The following is a 2,597-nucleotide window of genomic DNA, read 5'->3' as shown; positions in this document are numbered from 1 at the left end:
CTTGTTTCTCAACAAGTTTTAATCAACATCACCGCCGATGGATATGCATTATAGGGGAAATTTTTCAGCACGCAAGGCCTTTTTTAAGTTTATTTGCTTGATTGCATTTTTTTTGATCAAATCAGCGCTTTAGCGTATTATTACCGCTCAATCTTAACCCTATGTTTATTTTTTAAACTTAGATAAACTTAGCCTTTCACGATTTTTGACTTTATTCCGCAATGGTTCACAGCCTAGAAAAAAAAGCCCTGCTTATATGCGCGGTTCTTTTCAGCAGCAGCTTGCCTGCTGCGCCCACTGCCAGCCTATACAGCACAGTATTCTCCATTTTGAGCTACGCAAAGTGGAATACAGCTGCGCCTGCCGTCTGCGCAGTCAACAACCCCCCTTTAGCGCAGCAGCTGCTGATCAATGCGCCGGATCACTCCAATTACAGAATTTCAGCCATTCAATCCAATGAAATTAAAACCAGCGCATGCCAGATTTTGATTTTTTCCACCTTGTCCCCAAAAGAAGAGCAGTACCTGCTGAATACCGCCGCCACCTTCCCAGCGCTCTCCATCAGCACAAATAATGCCGAGTGTGAAATTGGAAGCGCATTCTGCCTGTATAAGCGCAGTCAAAATTTTGCATTTAAAGTGAATTTAGAAAGCCTGACACAGGCTAGAGTTCATGTGGATCCGCGCGTTTTACTGCTTGCCAAATCCGTGGAGTCCAGCAAATGAAACAGCTGTATAAGCCGATTACGCTGCATCAGCTGTTTACCCGCTCTCAGCTGACCATATTTATTTTAACTTTCACCATCTGTTCTGCGATTTTTCTGGTGATTTCAACTTACACCATGAATGCCTATGCAAAAAGCAGCTTAAATATTTTAGCTTCTGCGCTGAATGAGCGGATTCAGCCCGCAGTAGTTTTCAATGACCAAATGACCATCCGGCAGATACTGGCCGAATATGCGCAGCAGCATCCGATCCGCTCCATTGAAGTCAGCTCCGTGCAGAATGCGGTGCTGGCGCAGGCCGAACAGAAAGGCATCGAGCGCTTTTCCAGCCAAACTTTTCTGGATTACCTGTTTTACAGCCAGCCGATCCGCATGGAGATCCGCCATGATCAAAAGCATTACGGCAGCTTAACCGTTTACGGCAATTCATCCGAACTGGTCAGCTTTTTCCATAAAATCCTGCTGGCTTTATGCATCGGCTTTATTCTGCTTTTAGCCACAGTCTACTGGTCGGTAAATTCAGTCTACCAGTACCTGATGCAGTCCATCCGCTCAATTGCTGAATCTGCGCAAACCATCAGCGTAAAGAAAAACTACAACATGCACGTGTCCAATTCAGATATTCAGGAGCTGCAGGCGCTGAGCGCCGCCTTCAATGGCCTGCTGAGCGAAATAGAACAGTCCAATAAAAGCCTTATCGTGGAAAATGACAAGCTGCTGCATCAGTCAAAGCATGATGTGCTGACCCGGCTGCCAAACCGCAGCAGCTTCTATGAAGCCCTGTTTCAGCTGTTCGATCAGGCCCAGCATCAAAATGCCGCGGTGCTGCTCTTAGATATCAATCACTTTAAAAAGGTGAATGATCAATTCGGGCATTTAGCCGGCGATGCGGTCTTGCGCGCATCATCCTATTGCGTCAGGCAGATTCTGCCGCCGGATGCCTTCCTTTCCAGACTGGGCGGCGATGAATTCGCCATTATTATCCCCAATACAGCTGACGCCAATGCTGTTGAACAGCACTGCCAGCGCGTGCAAGACTGCTTTTCATCGACATTCATTTATGAACAGCAGCAGATTCCCTTAAGCATCAGCATTGGCGCTGCGCTGGCGCGGCTGGCCCAAACCCCAGAAGATTTAATTGCGCATGCGGATCAAGCCTTGCGCAAAGCCAAGCAATCAAATGAAAAGTGCTATTTTTACCTGCAATCCAAAAACAAATAGGCCCATTATGTTCAAAAAAGCGCTAACTTCCTGCTTTATTTTCGCCTTGAGCATGCTTTTAACCGCCTGCATGAGCTTAGGCAATTTAAGCTACAAGCAGGCCCGCATGCTGAAAGGCGAAGGCTTTGTCCTGACTGAAGACGGCTGGACACTCGCCCTGCCGGAACGCCTGCTGTTCAGTTTTGATGATTACCTGATTCAAGAGCAGCAGAAAAGCAAAATTATCACCCTGTCTGACCAGCTGCATAAATACAAGCTGGAAAAAGTTAAATTTACCGGGCATACCGACAACATTGGCCTGGCCAGCTACAATCAGCAGCTGTCCGAAAAGCGCGCGCAAAGCGTAGCCAATGTATTTCTGGAGCATGGCTTCCAGCCAAAGAATGTGCAGATTATCGGGCGGGGTGCAGAACAGCCGCTGGTCAGCAATGACAGCGAAGAGCACCGGGCTGAGAACCGCCGGGTCAACATCACCATTATCCCTTAAAGGCGGATAGCTTAATCAGCCCCCTTGCGGGGCTTTTTAATCGCTCTGTGAATTGGCTTTGCCAAATTCCAGGCATAAAAAAACCGCTTGCGCGGTATCTTTTATCAACATTCGACCATTTCAATAAATGGTCGGAGCAGTAGGATTCGAACCTACGACCCCCTG

General features: G+C 47.5%; 3 protein-coding genes. All 3 read left to right on the top strand.

All coding sequences use genetic code 11. From position 1 onward, the window contains the following. Nucleotides 1–221 precede the first annotated feature (221 nt). From RSA72_RS14355 to RSA72_RS14345, 3 genes are read left to right on the top strand one after another with little or no spacing between them, the layout of a single operon-like run. Nucleotides 222–725 carry a YfiR family protein gene (locus RSA72_RS14355; RefSeq protein ID WP_332624674.1) on the top strand — a complete coding sequence of 168 codons (504 nt, stop codon included), beginning with the start codon at nucleotides 222–224 and terminating at the stop codon, nucleotides 723–725. Next, complete coding sequence (locus RSA72_RS14350; protein WP_332624673.1) at nucleotides 722–1,945, top strand: sensor domain-containing diguanylate cyclase; 1,224 nt, start codon at nucleotides 722–724, stop codon at nucleotides 1,943–1,945. Before RSA72_RS14355 ends, RSA72_RS14350 begins: the two co-directional genes overlap by 4 nt. 7 nt (nucleotides 1,946–1,952) lie before the next feature. Beyond that, nucleotides 1,953–2,432: an OmpA family protein gene (locus RSA72_RS14345; RefSeq protein WP_332624672.1), complete on the top strand. Its 480-nt coding sequence runs from the start codon at nucleotides 1,953–1,955 to the stop codon at nucleotides 2,430–2,432. Nucleotides 2,433–2,597: the final 165 nt, after the last annotated feature.

The organism is Acinetobacter sp. (genome assembly GCF_036659555.1).
Lineage (GTDB): Bacteria > Pseudomonadota > Gammaproteobacteria > Pseudomonadales > Moraxellaceae > Acinetobacter.
The sequence above is the reverse complement of the archived record's forward strand: the minus strand, read 5'-3'. Positions and strand labels throughout refer to the sequence as shown.

What these genes read in the sequence shown, in the direction of transcription:
- RSA72_RS14355 (WP_332624674.1), top strand. Translation starts at nt 222, where the DNA reads ATGGTTCACAGCCTAGAAAAAAAAGCCCTGCTTATATGCGCGGTTCTT.
- RSA72_RS14350 (WP_332624673.1), top strand. Translation starts at nt 722, where the DNA reads ATGAAACAGCTGTATAAGCCGATTACGCTGCATCAGCTGTTTACCCGC.
- RSA72_RS14345 (WP_332624672.1), top strand. Translation starts at nt 1,953, where the DNA reads ATGTTCAAAAAAGCGCTAACTTCCTGCTTTATTTTCGCCTTGAGCATG.